Genomic DNA, 19,594 nt, shown 5'->3' with positions numbered 1-19,594 from the left:
CAGGCTGAGTCCTTTACAAAACTACCACCAGCAGCATATTTGGAACGTTGTGCCAGATCGCTCACCCACCTAATGGCATGTCTGCGCTCGCTGTGTTGCGACAGCCAAACAAATTCTTTTCCTTTACAAAGCAACGAGTCACAGACAGTACAACGTTAGTACGACAAGGTGAACTAACGCCACAGTGAGATAAAGAAGGTGCTTAGTGAAATGCCCTAAACTGCATTCTTAATTCGGCAACTCTAGCAAAGGCCTCAAGCTACCTGAAGCACCCCCCACGGAGCAAACATCATGAGAAAACTCTTCCTCACCGCCCTCTTGGGCATTCTCGCCGCCACTGCCCACGCCGGAGCCAGCCCGGCCGAACGTGAAGCCAACCCTAAAGCTGCCGCCATAGCGCAAACCAAGCTCGGCGAAGACGTGCTCCTCTACAGCTACCAAAGCGACGGCGACGGCGCCTACACTGCCTATCTTTATCCCGACACCATCCAAGCCCTCGGCGGCGGCTGGTATTCCGTCGTATCCCGCCACCGCTCGCAACGCACTGGCGCTGAGCCCTATATGCTGGTATCCGACTGGGTATTCTGCGGCAGCGGCAAACACCAATCCGTGATGAGCGCACTGGCCCTGTTTAACTCCAACGGCAGCCTAAACGGCTTAAAAGATACCCACCCCTATGCCAAGCCTGCCGAACTGAGCGAAGAAACTATCAATGAACTCAACGCCGTGGGCGGCGAAGACCAGCACACCGCCAAAATGATACAAGCCGTGTGCGGCCACATTAGCGCAGCCAAATAAACCTGCCCGCAAAATTTTCAGGTAGCCTCAAAACAGCAAAGGCTACCTGAAAACTAAAGGAACCCCATGTCCACCGAGCAACAACACCTGCACACCGCCGCCGTTAGCCACATCCGCCAATGTTTCAACCGTATCAAGCAGCAGGTTGAACAGGCAGGCAAGGAAGTTGCCGCGTATTATTTCTATTTGGTGGACGACTTTTTTGCCGCAGGCAACGCCGCGATTACCTATCAGGATTTAGCAGCCTTTGTTGCCAAGCACAGGAAAAAATACAAAAACTGCACCATCCTGCAGGCGATTTGGGATGGCAGATGTACACTTTATGAAGGCCAAACCGAAATCCAGAATGCTTCAGATAACTGGCTGGAAAACCAAAGCGAGCTCTACCAAGTTGCATACCGCAGCATAGAAAATCTAGATGATGACGATACCTATCAGCAAAAACGTGCCGAATACGAAACTGCCCTAATAGCCGCACTACAACAATGCGACCAAGAAGGCCTGTTCGGCAACCGTGCTGAAAACGGCATATTGCTGTTTGCATTTTATATTGATGATTATGATGAAAATGACGAACAATCGCTGCTTTACCGTTCCGCCACGCAGCTCAACCAACTGGATACTTACCAAAAATTGATAGGCTGATATTTTTAGACAGCCTCAAAAAGCAGCCTGCACTATTAACCCTTTAAAATTTCACTTATTTTCAACCGAAAGACCCTCATGACCCAATACACCCTCAAACAAGCCAGCCAATTGCTACAATCCAAACAAATCTCCGCCGTCGAACTGGCAACCGAATATCTTGCCGCTATTACCGCGCAGAACCCGGCAATCAACGGCTACATCACCCTCGACCAAGACAAAACCCTCGCCGAAGCCCGTGCCGCCGATGCGCGTATCGCGCAGGGTAACGCCACCGCGCTCACTGGCGTACCCATCGCCTACAAAGATATTTTCTGCCAAACAGGCTGGCGCAGTGCGTGCAGCTCCAAAATGTTGGACAACTTTGTCTCCCCCTACACTGCCACCGTCGTACAAAACCTGCTTGATGAAGGTATGGTAACGCTCGGCCGTACCAATATGGACGAGTTTGCCATGGGCTCGACCAATGAAACCTCGTTCTACGGCGCGACCAAAAATCCGTGGAATCCCGAACACGTTCCAGGCGGTTCGTCCGGTGGTTCCGCAGCCGTTGTTGCAGCGCGTCTTGCCCCTGTTGCGCTCGGTTCAGATACCGGCGGATCCATCCGCCAGCCTGCTTCACACTGCGGCATCACCGGCATCAAACCTACTTACGGCACAGTTTCCCGCTTTGGCATGGTTGCCTACGCATCCAGTTTCGACCAAGCCGGTCCGATGGCGCAAACCGCCGAAGACTGCGCGATTTTGCTCAATGTGATGGCAAGCTTTGATGAGCGCGATTCCACCAGCTTGGAACGCAGCAAAGAAGACTACACCCGCGATTTGGACAAACCGCTCAAAGGCATGAAAATCGGCCTGCCTAAAGAATATTTCGGCGAAGGCGCGGATGCCGATGTGCAGGCTGCTTTGCAAAGCGTCATCGACCTCTTAAAAGCGCAAGGCGCGGAAACCATTGAAGTTTCCCTGCCGCAAACCGCCCTGTCCATCCCCGCCTACTACGTCCTCGCTTCCGCCGAAGCCAGCACCAACCTTTCCCGCTACGACGGCGTACGCTACGGCCATCGTGCTGCAAAATTCAACGACCTTGAAGAAATGTACAGCAACACCCGCGCCGAAGGCTTCGGCAGCGAAGTCAAACGCCGCATCATGATTGGTACTTATGTGTTGTCGCACGGCTACTACGACGCCTATTACCTGAAAGCCCAAAAACTGCGCCGCCTCGTTGCCAACGATTTTCAGACGGCCTTCGCACAATGCGACTTCATCCTCGCCCCAACTGCGCCCACCGCCGCCCCGAAACTCGGCAGCGACATCCACGATCCTGTGCAGATGTACCTTTCCGACATCTACACCATCGCCGTAAATCTGGCGGGCTTGCCTGCCCTGACCCTGCCCGCAGGTTTCAGCAGCAGCGGACTGCCCATCGGCGTGCAATTTATCGGCAATCATTTCTCTGAAGCCAAAATCCTTGGCGCAGCGCATCAAGTACAACTGGCGAGCGATTGGCATACGAAAGTGCCGGTGTGAAGTTTTCAGGTAGCCTCTGTTTTGAAGCTACCTGAAAAATAGGGAACATATTATGCAAACTAAATCCTTTCTAAAATGGGCGGGCGGCAAATCCAAGCTCGTTCCCTTTATAGAACATAGCCTGCCCAAACGCCCGCGCAAACGCCTGATTGAGCCGTTTGCAGGTTCAGCCGCATTGTCGCTTGCTTTGGAGTTTGACAGCTACCTGCTCAATGACAGCAATCACGACCTCATCGGACTGTTTCAAACATTGAAGCAGGAAAAGCAGCAGTTTATCGATTATGCCCGCTCCTTTTTCCTTCCCGAAAATAATCGGGAAGCCCACTTCTACGAACTGCGCGCCCAATTCAATCTTAGCACGGACAGGCACGAGCGCTCGGCATTGTTTGTCTACTTAAACCGCCATGCCTTCAACGGCTTGTGCCGCTACAACAGTAAAGGCGAATTCAACGTACCATTCGGCCACGATAAATCTCCTTACTTCCCCGAAAAGGAAATGCAGGGATTTATCGCCAAATCAGAGAGGATAGAATTGCTGTGTGGCGATTTTCAGGTAGCCTTTAAAAGACCTGGAAGGCCGTCTGAAAACAGGACACTGCAGTGAACCTCTATTTAGACCAATCATTGATGCGGCAATACAAAAGTGCAAGCCAGCAAGTAAGGGTGATGACCGAAAGCTGGTTGGGGCAGAATGCTTATTGTCCGAATTGTGGTCGGCAACCGATTACACAATTTGAAAATAACCGCCCAGTTGCCGATTTTTACTGTCAGGATTGTGCAGAACAGTTCGAACTAAAAAGTAAAAGCGGTCAGTCGGCAGGCCGAAGCGTGGCAGACGGTGCGTATCAAACCATGATTGAGCGCATACAATCCGAGCAAAACCCGAATTTCTTCTGTCTGTCATATCGGAAAGTGGATTACGCCGTACGACAACTGGTGCTGATACCCAAACATTTTGTTACCCCCGCGATGATTGTGCCGCGCAAACAAGGTATTCCGAACCACCCCAATTACATCATGTGTTCGATGAATATCGGCAGCCTGCCGGAAAGTGGAAAAATTCTGCTGATAAACCAAGGGCAGGCCATGCCACCCGAAACCGTGTTCAAACAATGGCGGCAATACCTGTTCTTAAGGCAGCAAAAAACGGAGAAAAAAGGCTGGTTGCTGGCCATAATGAAATGCGCTGACAGGCTACCTGAAAAATTTTCTTTGAAGCAAATGTATGAGTTTGAAACTGAATTGGCCGCCCAGTTTCCCGAAAACAAACATATCAAAGATAAAATCTACCAACAGTTGCAGATATTGCGCGACCAATGGAAGATTGAGTTTCTCGGTAACAGGCATTATCGGAAACTACCAATTGAATAGAACATCCAATGCATAAAGCAAAGAATATCCAAGGCATCCATACCCAAGCATTGCTTGAATTATTGAATAATCCAGTATTGGCTATCTGCGAGGCCTCCATCCGTAAAGGTCATGCACGAGCAACACACTTTCTGATGCGGCAAGGAGATACCGTTATAGATGAAGGCATTGATGGTGAAGAAACAAAATGGGAAGCTGCAGATTTTCTAAACCACTACCAGCAAACTTGGTGGACGGTGGAGCAAAAAATATATAAGTAGTAGAAAGCTCGATATTCGAATCTAACAACTCTATTTCAGCTATACCAAATATCAGATGTAAAAACCCAATCCACCGTTTTTCAGGTAGCCTCTAAGGCCGTCTGAAAACCTATTCAACCACCTAACACTGCCTGCAAGGCTACCTGAAACCATGACCACCACCGACTTCATCCAAATCATTGGCACCGCCGCCTTCGCCGTGTCTGGCTACCTCGTCGGCTACAGCAAGCGGCTCGACGTGCTCGGCGTGATCATCACCGCCTTGCTCACCGCTGTGGGCGGCAGCATGATGCGCGATGCGCTGGTAGGGCATGTGCCGCAGGTATTCCGACACACCGACGCGCTCATTGTGGTATTCGCCACCCTCGTTATCGCCTGGCTGCTGCACGTGCAACGCTACCGCCGCACCCACCTTGCCGCCGCCTTCCTGATTGCAGACGCCATCGGCCTGGCCGCCTTCAGCATCACCGGTGCACAAATCGGCATCAGCCTGCAATTAAACCTGTTCGGCGTGATCGTGCTCGCCTTCGTCACCGCCGTGGGCGGCGGCATTGCCCGCGATATTTTGGTGAACGACGTGCCCATCGTATTGCGTGCCGACCTCTACGGCAGCGTTGCCATCTTCATCGGCGGGCTAATGTATTTCCTCGCGCGGATCGGCTGGATAAACGCCTTTACCCTGCATCTGCTGTTTGCCGCCGGCCTGTTTCTGCGGTTGGCCGCCTACCGCTTCCACTGGCAGCTTCCCGGCTTTCAGCCGCGCAGAAAATAGCGGTAAAAGGCCGTCTGAAAGATAGAATATAGGTTTTCAGGTAGCCTCTGCCCACCCGGAAACCCTTACAAACCGATTAACCCTTCTTCAACAGAAAGACCCCTTATGACCTGGGAAACCGTAATCGGACTGGAAATCCACGTCCAACTCAACACTCAATCCAAAATCTTTAGCGGCGCATCGACTACGTTCGGTGCGGAACCTAATGCGCACGCCAGCATGGTGGAATGCGCACTGCCGGGCGTACTGCCTGTAATGAACCGCGAAGTCGTTGAAAAAGCCATCAAATTAGGTTTGGCTTTGGATGCGAAAATCAATCAGAAAAACGTGTTCGACCGCAAGAACTACTTCTATCCCGACTTACCCAAAGGCTATCAAATCAGCCAGTTGGATTTGCCGATTGTTGAACACGGCAAATTGGAAATCGTGGTCGGCGACGATGTGAAAACCATTAACGTAACCCGCGCGCACATGGAAGAAGATGCGGGCAAATCCGTGCATGAAGGCTTGAACGGCGCGACCGGCATTGACCTGAACCGCGCCGGCACGCCGCTATTGGAAGTGGTATCCGAACCTGAAATGCGCTCCGCTGCCGAAGCCGTTGCCTACGCCAAAGCCTTGCACAGCTTGGTAACCTGGCTGGACATCTGCGACGGCAATATGGCGGAAGGCTCGTTCCGCGTCGATGCCAACGTATCGGTGCGTCCGAAAGGTCAAGCGGAATTCGGCACGCGCCGCGAGATTAAAAACCTCAATTCCTTCCGCTTCTTGGAGCAGGCGATTAATTACGAAGTGGAAGCGCAAATCGAGATTTTGGAAGACGGCGGCAAAGTACAGCAGGCAACCATGCTGTTTGACCCTGAAAAAGGCGAAACCCGCGTGATGCGTTTGAAAGAAGACGCGCACGACTACCGCTACTTCCCCGACCCAGATTTGCTGCCCGTCATCATTTCAGACGACCGGTTGCAAAAAGCCAAAGCAGAAATGCCCGAGCTGCCGAAAGAAATGGCGGCGCGTTTCGTAGCGGATTATGGCGTGAGCGACTACGACGCGCGCCTACTCACCGCCAGCCGTGTGCAGGCTGCCTATTTTGAAGAAGCCGCCAAAGCCAGCGGACAAGGCAAGCTGACTGCCAACTGGGTGAACGGCGAGCTCGCCGCTACGCTGAACAAAGAAGGCATGGAACTTGCCGACAGCCCGATTACCGCCCCACGCCTCGCCGCACTGGTGGGCAAGATCGCCGACGGCACATTAAGCAGCAAGTTAGCGAAAAAAGCCTTTGAAGCCATGTGGGCAGAACCTGAAGCCACCATCGCCGAAATCATTGAAAAACACGGCTTGCAGCAGATGACCGATACCGGCGCGATTGAAGCCATGGTGGATGAAGTACTGGCCAACAACGCCAAAGCCGTGGAGCAGTTCAAATCCGGTAACGAAAAAGCCCTGAATGCGATTGTGGGACAGGTGATGAAGGCTAGTAAAGGCAAAGCGAATCCTGCGCAGGTGCAGGAGTTGATTAAAGCAAAGTTGGCTTAAAGCAAGGATAAGGCTACCTGAAAACGATAAAAGGTTTTTCAGGTAGCCTTAATAATGCCGCTTGAGTATCTGTCTAAACTGCAAACTAAGGTGCAGGCTGCTTTGGCCTGCTAAAAAGCAAGCTGCACCGTTTGCCCAATCAACCCGCGCTTCTGCAGGAATAAGCAAGGGTTTCATCTTGGGAGATTGTTATGAAAATTGCCAAAATCATGGTCTTGTGGCTGGCTTTGGCCGGCAGCGCATTCGCAGCCGGTTTGGACGCATCCGATGCCGGCGAATATGTGCTGCTGGATAAAGACCAACGCCCCACGCAAATGCAGATGCGCTATTACCAGCGCGGCGCGCAATGGATGATGGACGGGAAAAATGGCAACAGCCCATGGTCGCCGGTGTGCCAAGGCACGGGCGAATGCCGCCTGCAAACTTCTTCCACACAGAAAATTCACGAATGGAAAACCTTGCTGCCATCTGAGCTCCGAGCGATGCCGATGGCGTGTATCCACAATCAGGCCTTTGCGTTTTGCCGCATGAGCAAGCCCGATAATCCGAATATGCGCCTGTATTGGTGGTTTGCTTGGCAAAACGGGCGAACCTATGCGTTGGGCTTAAACCGCCTGCGCTGATGCGGGCGCAAATAAAGTTTGCCGCCCGTATATGTATGCCCAACAGCATAAATGCCGGGCAAAACGGATTGGTGCTGCCTATTCTGCGCAAACTTTGCAGATGCAGCCTTAAACCATCCTGAAAGGCTACCTGAAAATGCCCAGCCGTTTTCAGGTAGCCTCCTCTTCTGGAAACAAGATGACCAACCTATCAATAGATGCAGCATTGGGCGCCGCTGCCATCGCTGCGCACCAATTTTCTTTCAAGAATAAAGCGTATCTGCTGCCACCCCAGCGTTGCGGCTGCTTCTACTGCCTCGCTATCTTCCGCTCCACCGAGCTGGAGGAAGGCGACTTTGTGCCGGAAGACGACGGGCAATACACGGCATGCTGCCCTTATTGCGGCATCGACAGCGTCATCGGTGAAAATTGCGGATACGCAATCACCCCGGAATTATTGGCAGCCATGCAGGACTATTGGTTTTAAAGGATGAGCATGCTGCAGAATTTTCAGGTAGCCTGTTTAGCTCTTAATATCATAGTGAATTAAGATAAGGATGCTGCTGCGCTAGTTCACCTTGTCCCATTCTGATTTTAATCCACCATACATACACAGCCACCTTATGAACCCAGAAGTCCGCTTGGAAAACGGCAAGGTATATCGGCTTGCCCCTGCTTGGAAACGAATCTCGGCCGCCGCCCTAAACTTCGGCCTAGCCTATGCCCTGCTGCAAGCCTTGCTGTATTGCTTCCCCGGCAACAACGATTTCCATCTGGTGCTGCTGCCGATGCTGGCTTATATGCTACTGCAAACCATATTGATGTCGCTGAAAGGGCAGTCGTTCGGCAAATGGCTGTTCCGCATCCGTGTGCTAGACAAAAACGGCAGCAATCCCGGCTTTCTCGGCACGGTATTGGCTCGGGAAGCGGCTTTTGTGTTGCTGCTGATTTTCTTCCGTTGGCCGGCCAGCTTGGCATATCTCATTTGCCTGGCCATACTCTTGATTCTCAAATTCGAACGGCGCACCCTGCAAGACCGGTTTATGGGCTCGGTGGTGGTATCTCTATAGCAAAGGCTACCTGAAAGCCCATGCTGCCGCTTTTCAGGTAGCCTCTCCCGTCCACAATCCGCTAGAATACGCCCCTAGCCGCCGCCTCTTGCGGCGCAAGCCAAGGAAACACCATGAAAAAATATCTGATGCTGCCCCTTTTGCTGTTGCTGGCCTCCTGCGGCTTCCGCCTGGCCGGCAGCGACCCCGCGCTCAACCCGCCCCTGCCCTACCAAACCTGGGCCGTACAAGGGCGCGAATTGCAGCAAAATATCGAAACCGAACTGCTGCGCCGCCACGCCAAGCTCGACAGCGCCTTTGCCGATGCCGTGGTCAAAGTAACCGATATCCAAACCAATAAAAACATCCAAACCCTCAACCTCTCCGGCACAGTAACCGAATACCGGCTGGAGCTCAAAGTAGCCGCCCAAGCCTGGCGCGGCGAAAAAGCCCTGGGCGAGCCCATGCTCATCAGCGTATACCGCACGCTGGACTATAGCGACAGCGAAATCCTCGGTAAACAAGAAGAAGAAGCCCAACTCTGGGCCGATATGCGCGTGGATGCCGCCCGCCAGCTCGTGCGCCGCCTAGGCTACCTGAAAGCCGAATAATGGCCGCCATCAGCACCGAACGCCTGCTGCCGCAACTCAAACAGCCCCTGCAAGTGCTGTATGTGCTGCATGGCGAAGAAGCCCTGCTGCGGATAGAAGCCTTAGACGCCATCCGCGCCGCTGCCAAAGAGCAGGGCTACCTGAACCGCGAAACCCACACCCCCGACACCGCCGCCGACTGGCAAGACCTCCTCGCCTCCGCCAACAGCATCGGCCTGTTTGCCGAACTCAAACTGCTCGAAATCCACCTGCCCGGCGGCAAGCCCGGCAAAGCCGGCGGCGAAGCCCTCGAACAACTGGCCGCCAACCTCCCGCCCGACACCGTAACCGTTATCCTCCTGCCCAAACTCGAGCGTGCCCAAACCCAGGCCAAATGGTTTGCCGCCCTCAGCCGCAGCGGCACCGTGGTTGAAGCCAAAGCCGTTGATGCCCAAGCCCTGCCCGGCTGGATACGCGGCCGCCTCGCGCAGCATCAATTATCCATCGGCAACGAGGCGCTTGCCCTGTTTGCCGAACGCGTGGAAGGCAACCTCTTGGCCGCCAAGCAGGAAATCGACAAACTCGCCCTGCTCTACCCCGCAGGCCACGAATTGGGCATTGCCGAAACCGAAGCCGCCGTGGCCGACGTAGCCCGTTTCGACGTATTCCAGCTTGCCGCCGCCTGGATGAGCGGCGAACCCGCCCGCGTGGTGCGCCTGCTCGAAGGCCTCGAAGCCGACGGCGAAGAACCCGTAATGCTGCTGTGGATGCTGGCCGACGACATCCGCACCCTCATCCGCCTCACCGCCGCCCTCAAACAAGGGCAAACCGTAGCCCAAGTGCGCAACAGCCTGCGCCTGTGGGGCAGCAAACAGCAACTCGCCCCCCTGGCTGTGCGCCGCATCCCCACCCCGCGCCTCATCACCGCCCTGCAAGAATGCGCCCGCATCGACCGCATCATCAAAGGCGCAGAAACCGGCGAAGCCTGGCCCGCCATCCGGCAGCTGCTGGTGAGTTTGGCCGGATAATGGGTATCGATGCAATCCAGTATAATATATATTGCTTCCAATAGGGATTGAAACAAAGCGGTAAGTCACAACAATAAGAACGATACAGCAAGGCGAACCAAGACCGTATCGTTCCCCCCCCCTAGGGCGACTATATTTTCAGGCAGCCTCCCGCACACTGTAGAGGCTACCTGAAAATACCCGCCAACAATATAGCAATCTAATCATGACTTTTTTCAAGCAAACCAAGAAGAAACCATGTTCCCTAAAGCCAAAAAAATCCTCATCAGCGGCGCCCTTTCCATCGTCCTTCTAGGCTGGCGCGGCTACGATGCTGTTAAAACCGTGAAGCTGAAAGAGTTTGTAGAACACTACAATGTGTTCATCAACAACGAAAACCGCTTCCTCACCCATCTAAATGAGCGTACCGATTTCGGCAGTGTGCCCGAAGCTGTGATGATGCCGGTGCGGCATAGTGCTGGGTTTATGGCCAATTCCGACCGAGGCGGCTGCCACTCGATTCCTGATGATGCCCTGCTTGCCGAATGCACCAGTGCCTTTAGCGAATACCACAGCGTGCTGCAAGAAGTGGAAAAACAGGGGCTGGACGAAGCGCGGCTAAAACAGGTGGTTGAACGCGGCACCCGCACACACAGCATCATCACCCAAGTGGCTGCGAAGTTTCCGAGCCGGGTTCAAGTGCAGAGCAATTGATTGCACGCCCAGACACCATAAAGGCTACCTGAAAAGTTTTCAGGTAGCCTTTGCTATTTGCTGCATATCAATATTCGCTCAACGGCTTATTCGGGTCGTATTGCGCCACTTCTTTCACAATCGCCTGCCCCACGTGCACGCCGTTGTCGGTGTGCGCCAAGGTCGGGCTGCCGTGCAGCTCCCAACCTTGTTGCAAGGCTTCGGTTACGCGGCGGCAGAACACGGAATCGTCTGTGCCGGTAAGCAAGCGGTAAACTTTCACTATCTCTCTCCTCTTAACTATAGCTGAAGCACATTTTCTCATACCAAGCAGCAAGCCGCAGACAGTACAACGCAATACGGCAAAACAAGCCAACGCAGTAGGAAGAAATACGTGTAACTATAGCAATAGCCGGCCATGAAACATTGCTGCAACCATAACCACAAACAGGCTGCCTAAAACTTCGCTACACTGCGCTTTACAGGTAACCTCCGTTTTAAAACAGGCTATCCACCGGATTGCCACTGCCATCGCCTCCAGGCTGGCGCGGCTGGGGTTGCGGCGCAGGTTTCACCGGCACCTCAATCGGTCGGATTTCTGTTTCCTGCTGCGGGGCAACCGGCTGAATCGGCACTTCTTCCTCAGCAGGGGTGGCCGGTGTAACGCGGCGCGACGCGGCGGGGCGCTCTTGTGCCGGCTCGGATGCCTGGGAAGCGACATCCATATCGGCAGCCGGTGGCAGGCTGTAGGTTTGGCCGGCCGCGGCTGATGCGCCGTTGGGCTGCCAAATTTCCACGCCCTGCTGCGGTGTGGAAGCATCACCGGCGCTTGGCCCGAAATCAGATTTTTGTATCGTGAGCCAAGCCATGGCCACCAGCGCGAACACCACGATAAAGGCCACAATAAACGCTATCCACACAATGCGGCTAAACGTGCTGCGCTGCGGCTTTTTGGAAGAAGAAGGCATTTCTTTGCCGGTCATGAACTTTCCTTACAATTCAAAGATAAGCGTGTTTAGCGCACATTGCTGGGCACGAAGGTTTCATACAGCGTAACCACTTGCTGCACGCCGGCGGTAGTGCTCACGGTATTGCTCACCAGCGCCTGCTCTTCGGGCGTGAGGATGCCCATCACATAAGTAACGCCGTTATACGTTACCACTTTCACATGGTTGGCCGACACGCCCTTGGTGCCGAGCAAAGTGGTACGTACTTTGGAAGTAACCCACGAATCGTTGCTTACCTCGCCGAAGCCGCGTGCGCTGGTGGCTACCTGAATATAGTTGTAAATCTTCTCGGCATTGGGCTGGGCGCGAGCCACGCGCTCCACAAATGCCTTATCGGCCTCGCTGGCCACCAAGCCCATCAGCAGCACCTGGCGGTTGAAGCTCACCACGGAAAGCTTCGGCTCAAAGCCCTGCGTAGTGTTGTTGCTGCGCAGATGGGTGAGCGCCGTGTTTTGGATACGCACTTCCATCACTTGGTCGTCAGCCTGCGCGCCGGTACTGCGGCGGTCGGTGGCCGACATCACGCCGAATGCGCCCGCGCCCACCAGCGCGGTAAAACAGCCGGAAAGCGGCAGCGGCAGCAGGCACAGCAGCAGGAGGCGGAAACTTTTTTTCATGGTTTATTGTCCTTTTGGGCGGAAATGGGGGAAGCGTTTATTCTTCAAACAAAGCGGTATCGATTTGATCGCACAGGACGTGAATCAGCAGGATATGGATTTCCTGAATCCGCGCCGTGCGATTATGCGGCACGTTGAGCAGCACATCGCCTTCTGTAAGCACACCGGCGATTTTACCGCCGTCGCGCCCGGTGAGCGCCACCACGCTCATGCCCTGCTCGCGGGCGGCATCAATGGCGGCAAGCACATTGCCGGAATTGCCGGAAGTGGAAATCGCCACCAGCACATCGCCCGGGCGGCCGAGTGCAGACACTTGGCGGGCAAAAATCCGATCAAAGGCATAATCGTTGCCGATGGCGGTGAGCGCGGAAGTGTCGGTGGTGAGCGCGATGGCGCCCAGCGGCATACGTTCCTTTTCAAAACGGCCGGTAAGCTCGGCGGCAAAATGCTGCGCATCCGCTGCCGAACCGCCGTTGCCGCACACCAAAATCTTGCCGTCGGCCATCAGCGAATCCAATAGCAACGCTGCCGCCCGCGCCGTTGGCTCGGCCAATTGTTCGGCACACTGCTGTTTGGCGGCAATGCTTTCCTGAAAATGCTGCAATACGCGTTGGGCGGCTGGGTTCATAAAGTCTACCTGAAAAATAAAAAATGAAAACGTCGGCTATTGTAGCGGCATATGGTGGTTTGAACAATTGCTGGCAACGGGCAAGCGGGTAAAGGCTACCTGAAACATCGCCTGCGACACGGCTAAAACAAGCAGCGCCAGTTGCTGTCAAGCACAAAACACATCCGCATTTTCAGGTGGCCTTTACCACCTCGGGCGAGCAAAGCACCGTTTAGGCTTGCCGGTGTGGTCAATACCAACCTCACTGCAAGCGCCAAGGCTACCTGAAAACCAGTAACGCAAGTTTCTGCAAAGCCAAAAAATCCAATCCTCTTTCAAGTAGCCTTGCGCCAGCACCGACTGCCGCTTCAATACCCGCCGATATTCTGCAACCACTGCGGCGGCTGATCGCCTTCAATCAAGATGGCATCGATACGGCAAGGTTGATTCGGCGCATTTTGCTGGAGCCAGGTTTCAGCGCTGCGGCTGAGTTTGGCCAGTTTGGCCGGAGTGATGCTCGCTGCTGCGCCGCCGAAGCTTTGGCTGCGCCGCTGCCGCACCTCCACAAACAAATACACCCCGCCCTGCTCGGCGATGATGTCGATTTCACCATAGCGGCAATGCCAGTTGCGCGCCAGGATACGGCAACCCTGTTTTTTCAAGTAGCCTGCGGCGGTATCTTCGGCAGCTTGGCCGGCAGCGTGGTTGAGGCGCATGGTTTTCCTTTCGTGCGATACCGCAAATCAGCTCCGCTTCCGCCACGGCCTATCCCGCCTTGTATCGGAAGCGAATTTAATTTGCTATAGTTTGCGGCGTTTCAAACGCAATCATACCCGAAGACCATGTGGCAAAAAATATTGGATAAGGCGGCCGCGCAGATTGAGCCGCAAACGCTGTATGTGGTGGCAACGCCCATCGGCAACCTGGCCGACATCACGCTGCGCGCGCTGGCGGTGTTGCAACGGGCAGACTTGGTGTGCGCGGAAGACACACGCGTGAGCCAGCAGCTGCTCTCCGCCTACGGCATCCGTACCAAGCTCGTGAGCGTGCGCGAACACAACGAGCGGCAAATGACCGACACCATCACCGCCGCGCTCACTGCCGGGCAGGTGGTGGCGCAAATATCGGATGCGGGCACGCCGGCCGTGTGCGACCCCGGGGCGCGGCTGGCCGCGGGCGTGCGGGCAGCAGGCTTCAAGGTGGTGCCGGTGGCCGGAGCCAGCGCGGTGATGGCGGCTTTGAGCGTGGCCGGGGTAACGCAGTCGGATTTTTATTTTGCCGGCTTTCTGCCGCCCAAGGCGGGCGAACGGGCGCAATGGTTTGAGCGCTGGCGCGAAGTGCCCTATGCCGTGGCGATGTTTGAAACGCCGCACCGTATCGAGGCGGCACTCGCCCAAATGGCCGAAATCCTGCCCAACCGGCATTTGGTGCTGGCACGCGAAATCAGCAAAACGTTTGAAACCTTCATCAGCGGCAGCGTGGCCGACGTGCTGGCTGCCGTGCGTGCCGATACCAACCAAACGCGCGGCGAAATGGTGCTGGTGCTGCACCCGCCCGAAGCCGCCGCTGCCAACGAACTAAACGACCAGGCGCGACACATCATGAGCCTGCTCGCCGCAGAACTGCCGCCGAAAAAAGCCGCCGCGCTGGCTGCGGAAATCAGCGGGGCAAACAAGAAGGCGCTGTATGAATGGGCGGTGGCGCAGAAGCGGGAATAGAAACAACTGAACCACATAAAAGGCTACCTGAAAAACGATTTACCGTTTTCAGGTAGCCTTTTACCATGCCGGACTACCCTGCCCGCTAAGGCAAAATCTCAATTTCAGCCTGCGGTTTGACGTGGGCGTAAAGTTCATCGATTTCGCCATCGGTTACAGCAATGCAACCGTGGGTCCAATCGCGGTGCAGGTGTTGCGCGCCGATAAGGCCGAAGCCATTGCGCAGGCCATGGATTTTGATGTCGCCGCCGGGACTTTTACCTTGTGCGGCGGCATGAGCGCGGTCGGCGGCGTTGGGGTAGGAAACGCCGAGATTTTTATGGTGGCTGCTGTGGGGATTGCGGTCGTCGATGGTGTAGCGGCCTTCAGGGGTTTTGCCGTCGCCTTCAAATTGTTTGTGGCCAACCGGGCTAAAGCCGAGTGCGATGGGATAGGTTTTCAGCAGATTGCCTTGCGCATCGTAGGCATCCATTTCACGCTCGGCTTTGCGCACAATGAGTTTGGCAATTTCGCTGCCCGGCGGCAGGGCGGGCTGTTGCAATAGGCTTTGCTGCCTGGGGCTGAGGCCGGCACTGTTGCCTGTGTTGGGCAGGCTGCCGGGCGGATTGCTGCTGTGTCGCAGAAAAACATAGCCGCCGCCAAGCAGCAGAGGAATTGTGCCGAACAGGGCAAGGAGCGGTTTTTTATTCATGGGTTTGGCATCGATTTGAGCTTTACCGCAACTCGCGTGGCTCGTTTCCACTGCATTGAAGATTCGGTTTTCAGGTAGCCTTTAGGCTTCTTTGCCTGCTTCGTAGTGATAGTGCTCCAAATGGGCACTGCTGAAATTTTGGATGAATTGGGCGGTTTGTTGCTCGTCTTTGGTGGGGCGGATGATTTGGCTTTGCACTGCCCAATCATACACCGGCTGGTCAATCGGATAGGCAGTGAGCAGGCCGCTGAGGGCGTGTTGCCGAATCCAGCGCTCTGCGTTTTCTTTACCGGAAAAGCAGGCCGACACATTCCGGCTGCCGCTGCCTTGAAACACCCAAATCCGATTATCCGCCCGGCTCATGCCGCTGCCTCTTGGTTCAACCGCTCGAGCAGTGCGCCGTCTTTGCCGAATTCGGCCAGCGTACCGCCGATATCGAACCAGACTTGCTGGTTTGGTTCGCCGCTGCCGTCCAAATGCCAGGCCGCCCAGCTATACACGCCTTGGAGTTCGTGGGTGCGGCCGCCGCCGGACACGTGCAGGCAAAATTCAAAGGCCACGGCGGTGCGGTTTATGGTTACGGCTTCGGGATTGCTTTCGGAGCGGGTGCCGACGGTAAGCCAATCGGGCGGGGAGGTAACGGCAAAATCAAGCAGGCGGCTGTCGGCCACTTGTTCGCGCAGAATGCTTTCGATGCTGCGTCGGATTTCTGCATAGGGTTCGTCGGCAAACCATTGCAACATATGCCGGGTGTCGTCGAGGAGTTGGAAGTTGTCTTTCATGATTTTGAATCAGGTAGTTGTGGTTTCAGGTAGCCTCCACCCACCATGCTTTCTGCCACAGGGCTGGCGCGCACTTCTGCCTAGGCGGCCGCGGCCAAAAGCAGGCCGGAGAGGATAACGATTTGCTTAAGTTTCATATGCTATCCTTTCTATTAAACGGGGCTGGACTACAGGGTGCTTAAGGCCATCAGCCAAAAAACGCTAACGAGCAGCAACGCCACCAGCTGCGAGGCGGAGCCAGCATCTTTAGCGATTTTGGAGAGCGGGTGCAGCTCTTCGGAAATCCTGTCCACCACAGCTTCGATGGCGGTGTTGAACAGCTCCACAATCAGCGAGAGCAGCGATGCGCCCACCAGCAGCATGCGCACGGGGGTATCAAAATCGAAACAACACGCCAAGGGCAGCAGCACGGCATGCAGCCACACCAGCTGGCGGAAGGCGGCTTCGTTGCGGTAGGCGGCGGCGAGGCCGTCGCAGGAATATTGGGCGGCGGCGATAAGGCGCGCGAGGCCGCGTTTGCCGGGTTTCATCGATGCTCCTTTTGATGTTGGCGGTTGGAATAAAGACAATACCAAGCGGAGGCGAAAAACACCGCCTGGGCGATATTGAACGTTGCCCCGCCGATGCAGGCCGCTGCAGCAGATTGTGGAAACCGGCTGCACACGCCCGCCACCGCAGCGCCCACCGGCAAGGGGTTTGCCCATACCGAGGCACGCGGCAAGGCGGTTTGCCCACGCACGGTTTGCACCAGCAGCACCAGCCAGCCCGCGGCCAGCAGCCCCGCCGAGGCAAACCAATGCACCGTCAGCATGGCATGAAACGCCCGAAATTGCGCCAGTAGCAGCAGATAGGCTTCAGGCGGGCTATGCAGCAGGGTTTGCGCGCTGATGCCCATATAATAAAAGCCCGCATGCCCCAAAGGCGAGAGTGCATAGCCTGCCGAGAGCAGGCACAACACCGCACCTGCCGCCCTGCCGCGCAGCAAACGGCGCACACCGAAAGCCGAGGCCAAATAAAATGGCAGGCTGAAAGTGGCGGGCAACACGCCCCAAAACAGCCGATGCGGCGATCCGGCCAGCATCAGCACTGCCAAATCCACATCGTCGCCCAGGCCTGCGGCCAGTGTGTGCGAAAACAGCGGATACTGCTCCGGCGACTGCACAAAGCCCACCAGCAGCATATCCGCCACCGTCCAACACAGCGCAGCCAACAGGCCGGGCAACAATAATGTGTGTGATTTGGTCATTTTGTGTACTCCGAATGAACTAAAAGCTACCTGAAAATGCAGCACAGCGGAATTTCTGCAAAGCTAAAACGTGGGCTCCAATGAAGCGAAACTACCGTGCGTTCCGTTCCACTGCATCGATAAATTTAGCGGCTACGTCGAAGCCTTTTTGCTTGGTGATTTCTTGGAAACCGGTGGGGCTGGTGACGTTTACTTCAGTCAAATTTTCGCCAATCACGTCCAAACCCGCCAGCAAAATGCCGCGCCGCTTCAGCTCGGGGGCGAGGGTTTCGGCGATTTCGCGGTCGCGCTCGCTCAATTCCTGCGCCACGCCGCGCCCACCTGCGGCCAGATTGCCGCGCGTTTCGCCCTGCTGCGGAATGCGGGCAAGGGCAAAGGGCACGACTTCGCCGTCAATCACGAGGATGCGTTTGTCTCCGTGCACGATTTCGGGGATGTAGCGTTGCGCCATGATGGTGCGCGTATCCAGCCGCATCAGGGTTTCGAGGATGCTGCCGATATTCGGGTCGCGCTCGGTGAGGCGGAAAATGCCCATGCCGCCCATGCCGTCGAGCGGTTTCACGATGATGTCGCCGTGTTCGGCTAAAAAGGCGCGCACGTCGGCAGCTCGAGTGGAAACGAGGGTGGGCGCGGTGAATTGGGCGAAATTCAAAATGGCGAGTTTTTCGTTGAAGTCGCGCATGGCCTGCCCGCTGTTGAACACTTTTGCGCCCTGCTGTTCGGCGAGGGTGAGCAGTTGGGTGCTGTAGAGATATTGCATATCGAACGGCGGGTCGGTGCGCATAATCACGGCATCAAAATCGGCAAGCGCACGTTGTTCGGCTGAGGCTACCTGAAACCAGTTGTGGTCATGATCATCTTTCGCGCCGATGAATTCAAAAGGCGCGGCTTGGGCAACTACTTTGCCGTTTTGCACGGAGAGTTCGCCGGCAAGGGTGTGGTGCCATTTGTGCCCGCGCTTGGCGGCTTCGCGCATCATGGCGTAGGTGGTGTCTTTGTAGGTTTTGAAGGTGGCCAGCGGGTCGGCGATGAAGAGGATGTTCATGGCAGTCCTTTAAACAGGGGGGGTGCGGGCGGTATGATAAACCAAAACCAGGCAACACACCCGATTGCACAAAATTGTGGCCATAAATCTGAGCTATAAACTCACGCCAACAATTGCCCGGCGGCAGCGGCAGGGCTATACTTCGCCCCCTTAATCCACCGCCACACACACCCGATAAGGAAACCACGGATGAATGCCATTGCCGACGTGCAAAGCAGCCCCGACCAACGCAATATGCCCATCAACCAAGTGGGCATCAAAGACCTGCACTTCCCGCTGCAAATCCAGGGCGCAGAAGGCGTGCAGCACACTATCGCCCGCATCGGCATGACCGTTGCCCTGCCTGCCTCGCAAAAAGGCACGCATATGTCGCGCTTTGTGGCGCTGATGGAAGAGCGGCAGCACCTGGTGCTCGATTTCACCAGCCTGCACCAGCTCACGCTCGATATGCTGGAGCGGCTCGATGCCCAAGCCGGCCGCATCAATATCAGCTTCCCCTTCTTCCGCAAAAAGGCCGCCCCCGTGAGCGGCATCACCTCGTTTCTCGACTACGCCGTCACCTGGCAAGGCGAAGTGTCGGCCAGCAGAGAATACAGCCACCAAATCAAAGTATTGGCTCCGGTTACCAGCCTATGCCCCTGCTCCAAGGAAATTTCGCAATACGGCGCGCACAACCAGCGCTCGCACGTTACCGTTACCCTCACCTGCCACAAGCAGGAAGTTTCCATTGAAGAAATCATCGATTTGGTGGAAAACAAAGCCTCCTGCCAGCTCTACGGCCTGCTCAAACGCCCCGATGAGAAATACGTTACCGAGCACGCCTACGAAAACCCCAAATTCGTGGAAGACATGGTACGCGACATCGCCGTGGCGCTGAAAAACGACCCACGCATCGACCGCTTCAGCGTGGAAAGCGAAAACTTCGAAAGCATCCACAACCATTCAGCCTATGCGCTGATTGAGTATCCTTGAAGTTAACAATATTGCCGTGCAACAAAAAGGCTACCTGAAAACGAGCCCGCAAGTTTCTG

26 protein-coding genes and 1 pseudogene are annotated in these 19,594 nt (G+C 55.4%); 16 read left to right on the top strand and 11 right to left on the bottom strand.

What is annotated here, in order from left to right; translation table 11 throughout:
* Positions 1–291 precede the first annotated feature (291 nt).
* From A7Q03_RS05975 to A7Q03_RS05910, 14 genes and pseudogenes are all read left to right on the top strand, one after another.
* Positions 292–798, top strand: coding sequence for a hypothetical protein (locus tag A7Q03_RS05975; RefSeq protein ID WP_067448184.1), 507 nt, complete (start codon positions 292–294; stop codon positions 796–798).
* Between the two features lie 66 nt (positions 799–864).
* On the top strand, positions 865–1,443 hold the full coding sequence (locus A7Q03_RS05970) for a DUF4303 domain-containing protein (protein WP_067448182.1): 579 nt from the start codon (positions 865–867) through the stop codon (positions 1,441–1,443).
* A 78-nt stretch (positions 1,444–1,521) separates the two neighbouring features.
* Positions 1,522–2,970, top strand: a complete 1,449-nt coding sequence (gene gatA / locus A7Q03_RS05965) for an Asp-tRNA(Asn)/Glu-tRNA(Gln) amidotransferase subunit GatA (RefSeq protein ID WP_067448180.1) — start codon at positions 1,522–1,524, stop codon at positions 2,968–2,970.
* A gap of 52 nt (positions 2,971–3,022) precedes the next feature.
* Positions 3,023–3,529 (top strand): annotated as a pseudogene (locus A7Q03_RS05960) (DNA adenine methylase); the annotation flags it as partial.
* 41 nt (positions 3,530–3,570) lie between these two features.
* Positions 3,571–4,341 (top strand): DpnI domain-containing protein, encoded by a 771-nt coding sequence (locus tag A7Q03_RS05955; RefSeq protein ID WP_067448179.1) that lies wholly within the window; start codon positions 3,571–3,573, stop codon positions 4,339–4,341.
* Positions 4,342–4,349: 8 nt separating this feature from the next.
* The gene (locus tag A7Q03_RS05950) at positions 4,350–4,601 is read left to right on the top strand and encodes a hypothetical protein (RefSeq protein ID WP_067448177.1); all 252 of its coding nucleotides are present in this window, start codon (positions 4,350–4,352) and stop codon (positions 4,599–4,601) included.
* A 151-nt stretch (positions 4,602–4,752) separates the two neighbouring features.
* Positions 4,753–5,373, top strand: coding sequence for a trimeric intracellular cation channel family protein (locus A7Q03_RS05945; RefSeq protein WP_067448175.1), 621 nt, complete (start codon positions 4,753–4,755; stop codon positions 5,371–5,373).
* A 105-nt stretch (positions 5,374–5,478) separates the two neighbouring features.
* Complete coding sequence (gatB, locus tag A7Q03_RS05940; RefSeq protein ID WP_067448173.1) at positions 5,479–6,909, top strand: Asp-tRNA(Asn)/Glu-tRNA(Gln) amidotransferase subunit GatB; 1,431 nt, start codon at positions 5,479–5,481, stop codon at positions 6,907–6,909.
* Positions 6,910–7,100: 191 nt separating this feature from the next.
* Entirely contained in the window at positions 7,101–7,532 is a 432-nt protein-coding gene (locus tag A7Q03_RS05935; protein WP_067448171.1) for a hypothetical protein, read from the top strand.
* A gap of 136 nt (positions 7,533–7,668) precedes the next feature.
* On the top strand, positions 7,669–7,998 hold the full coding sequence (locus A7Q03_RS05930) for a hypothetical protein (protein ID WP_231866524.1): 330 nt from the start codon (positions 7,669–7,671) through the stop codon (positions 7,996–7,998).
* 136 nt (positions 7,999–8,134) lie between these two features.
* A complete protein-coding gene (locus A7Q03_RS05925) occupies positions 8,135–8,581 on the top strand; it encodes an RDD family protein (RefSeq protein ID WP_067448167.1) in 447 nt (148 codons plus the stop codon).
* 113 nt (positions 8,582–8,694) lie between these two features.
* Positions 8,695–9,171 carry an LPS assembly lipoprotein LptE gene (lptE, locus tag A7Q03_RS05920; protein ID WP_067448165.1) on the top strand — a complete coding sequence of 159 codons (477 nt, stop codon included), beginning with the start codon at positions 8,695–8,697 and terminating at the stop codon, positions 9,169–9,171.
* The gene (holA, locus tag A7Q03_RS05915) at positions 9,171–10,178 is read left to right on the top strand and encodes a DNA polymerase III subunit delta (RefSeq protein WP_067448163.1); all 1,008 of its coding nucleotides are present in this window, start codon (positions 9,171–9,173) and stop codon (positions 10,176–10,178) included. Before lptE ends, holA begins: the two co-directional genes overlap by 1 nt.
* A gap of 237 nt (positions 10,179–10,415) precedes the next feature.
* Entirely contained in the window at positions 10,416–10,871 is a 456-nt protein-coding gene (locus A7Q03_RS05910; RefSeq protein WP_067448161.1) for a hypothetical protein, read from the top strand.
* Between the two features lie 67 nt (positions 10,872–10,938).
* Here A7Q03_RS05910 and A7Q03_RS05905 read toward each other — a convergent pair whose 3' ends face one another.
* The 5 genes from A7Q03_RS05905 to A7Q03_RS05885 form a co-directional block, all read right to left on the bottom strand.
* Entirely contained in the window at positions 10,939–11,133 is a 195-nt protein-coding gene (locus A7Q03_RS05905; RefSeq protein WP_067448159.1) for a DUF1737 domain-containing protein, read from the bottom strand.
* A 214-nt stretch (positions 11,134–11,347) separates the two neighbouring features.
* Complete coding sequence (locus tag A7Q03_RS05900) at positions 11,348–11,833, bottom strand: hypothetical protein (RefSeq protein ID WP_067448157.1); 486 nt, start codon at positions 11,831–11,833, stop codon at positions 11,348–11,350.
* A 32-nt stretch (positions 11,834–11,865) separates the two neighbouring features.
* On the bottom strand, positions 11,866–12,474 hold the full coding sequence (locus A7Q03_RS05895) for a BON domain-containing protein (RefSeq protein WP_064106386.1): 609 nt from the start codon (positions 12,472–12,474) through the stop codon (positions 11,866–11,868).
* Between the two features lie 37 nt (positions 12,475–12,511).
* Positions 12,512–13,102, bottom strand: coding sequence for a phosphoheptose isomerase (locus A7Q03_RS05890; protein ID WP_067448155.1), 591 nt, complete (start codon positions 13,100–13,102; stop codon positions 12,512–12,514).
* A 347-nt stretch (positions 13,103–13,449) separates the two neighbouring features.
* A complete protein-coding gene (locus tag A7Q03_RS05885) occupies positions 13,450–13,797 on the bottom strand; it encodes a YraN family protein (RefSeq protein WP_003823326.1) in 348 nt (115 codons plus the stop codon).
* Positions 13,798–13,923: 126 nt separating this feature from the next.
* On the opposite strand from A7Q03_RS05885, the gene rsmI reads away from it, so the two are divergent.
* Positions 13,924–14,799 carry a 16S rRNA (cytidine(1402)-2'-O)-methyltransferase gene (gene rsmI, locus A7Q03_RS05880; protein ID WP_067448153.1) on the top strand — a complete coding sequence of 292 codons (876 nt, stop codon included), beginning with the start codon at positions 13,924–13,926 and terminating at the stop codon, positions 14,797–14,799.
* Positions 14,800–14,884: 85 nt separating this feature from the next.
* Here the strand turns inward: rsmI and A7Q03_RS05875 are convergent, their stop codons facing one another.
* From A7Q03_RS05875 to gshB, 6 genes are all read right to left on the bottom strand, one after another.
* The gene (locus A7Q03_RS05875) at positions 14,885–15,490 is read right to left on the bottom strand and encodes a murein L,D-transpeptidase family protein (protein ID WP_067448151.1); all 606 of its coding nucleotides are present in this window, start codon (positions 15,488–15,490) and stop codon (positions 14,885–14,887) included.
* Positions 15,491–15,571: 81 nt separating this feature from the next.
* Positions 15,572–15,853: a hypothetical protein gene (locus A7Q03_RS05870; RefSeq protein ID WP_067448149.1), complete on the bottom strand. Its 282-nt coding sequence runs from the start codon at positions 15,851–15,853 to the stop codon at positions 15,572–15,574.
* Positions 15,850–16,272: a hypothetical protein gene (locus A7Q03_RS05865; protein WP_067448147.1), complete on the bottom strand. Its 423-nt coding sequence runs from the start codon at positions 16,270–16,272 to the stop codon at positions 15,850–15,852. The genes A7Q03_RS05870 and A7Q03_RS05865 overlap by 4 nt, the downstream gene beginning before the upstream one ends.
* A 167-nt stretch (positions 16,273–16,439) precedes the next feature.
* Positions 16,440–16,802, bottom strand: coding sequence for a diacylglycerol kinase (locus A7Q03_RS05860; protein WP_067448146.1), 363 nt, complete (start codon positions 16,800–16,802; stop codon positions 16,440–16,442).
* The gene (locus A7Q03_RS05855; protein ID WP_067448144.1) at positions 16,799–17,518 is read right to left on the bottom strand and encodes a DUF6796 family protein; all 720 of its coding nucleotides are present in this window, start codon (positions 17,516–17,518) and stop codon (positions 16,799–16,801) included. Before A7Q03_RS05855 ends, A7Q03_RS05860 begins: the two co-directional genes overlap by 4 nt.
* 91 nt (positions 17,519–17,609) lie before the next feature.
* The gene (gene gshB, locus A7Q03_RS05850) at positions 17,610–18,563 is read right to left on the bottom strand and encodes a glutathione synthase (RefSeq protein ID WP_067448142.1); all 954 of its coding nucleotides are present in this window, start codon (positions 18,561–18,563) and stop codon (positions 17,610–17,612) included.
* A gap of 189 nt (positions 18,564–18,752) precedes the next feature.
* Between gshB and folE2 the strand changes: the two genes are divergently transcribed.
* Positions 18,753–19,535, top strand: a complete 783-nt coding sequence (gene folE2, locus A7Q03_RS05845; RefSeq protein ID WP_067448140.1) for a GTP cyclohydrolase FolE2 — start codon at positions 18,753–18,755, stop codon at positions 19,533–19,535.
* Positions 19,536–19,594 lie beyond the last annotated feature (59 nt).

The organism is Eikenella sp. NML99-0057 (genome assembly GCF_001648535.1).
Lineage (GTDB): Bacteria > Pseudomonadota > Gammaproteobacteria > Burkholderiales > Neisseriaceae > Eikenella > Eikenella exigua.
This window is presented reverse-complemented; position numbering and strand designations above follow the sequence as displayed.

What these genes read in the sequence shown, in the direction of transcription:
- A7Q03_RS05970 (WP_067448182.1), top strand. Translation starts at nt 865, where the DNA reads ATGTCCACCGAGCAACAACACCTGCACACCGCCGCCGTTAGCCACATC.
- gshB (WP_067448142.1), bottom strand. Translation starts at nt 18,563, where the DNA reads ATGAACATCCTCTTCATCGCCGACCCGCTGGCCACCTTCAAAACCTAC.
- A7Q03_RS05930 (WP_231866524.1), top strand. Translation starts at nt 7,669, where the DNA reads ATGCCCAGCCGTTTTCAGGTAGCCTCCTCTTCTGGAAACAAGATGACC.
- A7Q03_RS05945 (WP_067448175.1), top strand. Translation starts at nt 4,753, where the DNA reads ATGACCACCACCGACTTCATCCAAATCATTGGCACCGCCGCCTTCGCC.
- A7Q03_RS05910 (WP_067448161.1), top strand. Translation starts at nt 10,416, where the DNA reads ATGTTCCCTAAAGCCAAAAAAATCCTCATCAGCGGCGCCCTTTCCATC.
- gatA (WP_067448180.1), top strand. Translation starts at nt 1,522, where the DNA reads ATGACCCAATACACCCTCAAACAAGCCAGCCAATTGCTACAATCCAAA.
- A7Q03_RS05895 (WP_064106386.1), bottom strand. Translation starts at nt 12,474, where the DNA reads ATGAAAAAAAGTTTCCGCCTCCTGCTGCTGTGCCTGCTGCCGCTGCCG.
- holA (WP_067448163.1), top strand. Translation starts at nt 9,171, where the DNA reads ATGGCCGCCATCAGCACCGAACGCCTGCTGCCGCAACTCAAACAGCCC.
- rsmI (WP_067448153.1), top strand. Translation starts at nt 13,924, where the DNA reads ATGTGGCAAAAAATATTGGATAAGGCGGCCGCGCAGATTGAGCCGCAA.
- folE2 (WP_067448140.1), top strand. Translation starts at nt 18,753, where the DNA reads ATGAATGCCATTGCCGACGTGCAAAGCAGCCCCGACCAACGCAATATG.
- A7Q03_RS05900 (WP_067448157.1), bottom strand. Translation starts at nt 11,833, where the DNA reads ATGACCGGCAAAGAAATGCCTTCTTCTTCCAAAAAGCCGCAGCGCAGC.
- A7Q03_RS05870 (WP_067448149.1), bottom strand. Translation starts at nt 15,853, where the DNA reads ATGAGCCGGGCGGATAATCGGATTTGGGTGTTTCAAGGCAGCGGCAGC.
- A7Q03_RS05865 (WP_067448147.1), bottom strand. Translation starts at nt 16,272, where the DNA reads ATGAAAGACAACTTCCAACTCCTCGACGACACCCGGCATATGTTGCAA.
- A7Q03_RS05975 (WP_067448184.1), top strand. Translation starts at nt 292, where the DNA reads ATGAGAAAACTCTTCCTCACCGCCCTCTTGGGCATTCTCGCCGCCACT.
- A7Q03_RS05950 (WP_067448177.1), top strand. Translation starts at nt 4,350, where the DNA reads ATGCATAAAGCAAAGAATATCCAAGGCATCCATACCCAAGCATTGCTT.
- A7Q03_RS05925 (WP_067448167.1), top strand. Translation starts at nt 8,135, where the DNA reads ATGAACCCAGAAGTCCGCTTGGAAAACGGCAAGGTATATCGGCTTGCC.
- lptE (WP_067448165.1), top strand. Translation starts at nt 8,695, where the DNA reads ATGAAAAAATATCTGATGCTGCCCCTTTTGCTGTTGCTGGCCTCCTGC.
- gatB (WP_067448173.1), top strand. Translation starts at nt 5,479, where the DNA reads ATGACCTGGGAAACCGTAATCGGACTGGAAATCCACGTCCAACTCAAC.
- A7Q03_RS05855 (WP_067448144.1), bottom strand. Translation starts at nt 17,518, where the DNA reads ATGACCAAATCACACACATTATTGTTGCCCGGCCTGTTGGCTGCGCTG.
- A7Q03_RS05860 (WP_067448146.1), bottom strand. Translation starts at nt 16,802, where the DNA reads ATGAAACCCGGCAAACGCGGCCTCGCGCGCCTTATCGCCGCCGCCCAA.
- A7Q03_RS05935 (WP_067448171.1), top strand. Translation starts at nt 7,101, where the DNA reads ATGAAAATTGCCAAAATCATGGTCTTGTGGCTGGCTTTGGCCGGCAGC.
- A7Q03_RS05885 (WP_003823326.1), bottom strand. Translation starts at nt 13,797, where the DNA reads ATGCGCCTCAACCACGCTGCCGGCCAAGCTGCCGAAGATACCGCCGCA.
- A7Q03_RS05890 (WP_067448155.1), bottom strand. Translation starts at nt 13,102, where the DNA reads ATGAACCCAGCCGCCCAACGCGTATTGCAGCATTTTCAGGAAAGCATT.
- A7Q03_RS05875 (WP_067448151.1), bottom strand. Translation starts at nt 15,490, where the DNA reads ATGAATAAAAAACCGCTCCTTGCCCTGTTCGGCACAATTCCTCTGCTG.